This window comes from Dactylosporangium sucinum (genome assembly GCF_014647515.1).
In the GTDB taxonomy this organism is placed as follows: Bacteria; Actinomycetota; Actinomycetes; order Mycobacteriales; family Micromonosporaceae; genus Dactylosporangium; species Dactylosporangium sucinum.
Genome location: NZ_BMPI01000192.1, coordinates 1 through 383, shown reverse-complemented (window position 1 = coordinate 383; position 383 = coordinate 1). Strand labels below are relative to the sequence as shown.

Sequence of the window (383 nt, the reverse complement as noted above, 5' to 3'; positions counted from 1 at the left end):
GGGGCGTGCAGGGTCAGCTCGCGGACCGTACCGCAGCCGGCCTCGTGCGCGGCCCGCGCGGCCAGCTCGACCATCGCCGTCCCGGGCAGCAGCACCACGCCGGACACGGCGTGCTCGGCGAGCCACGGCTGGGCCGCCGGGGACAGCCGCCCGGTGAGCACGTACCCCTGCCCATCGGCGAGGGCGATCGCCGAGCCGAGCAGCGGATGCCCGAGACCGGCACCGCCGGCCTCGACCACCGGCTCGGACCAGTACCGGCTGTGTTCGAACGCGTAGGTCGGCAGCTCGACCGCGCCTCGGGCGTCACCGAGCAGCTTCGCCCAGTCCACATCAACCCCGGCACAGTGCAGCACCCCAGCCGCGGCCAGCACCTGCACCCGCTC

The 383-nt window shown here is 75.5% G+C and carries 1 protein-coding gene; it reads right to left on the bottom strand.

The genetic code is table 11. From position 1 onward, the window contains the following. Positions 1 to 383, bottom strand: a 383-nt coding sequence (locus IEZ31_RS55755; RefSeq protein ID WP_190258289.1) for a polyketide synthase dehydratase domain-containing protein, incomplete at both ends; no start/stop codon positions are given.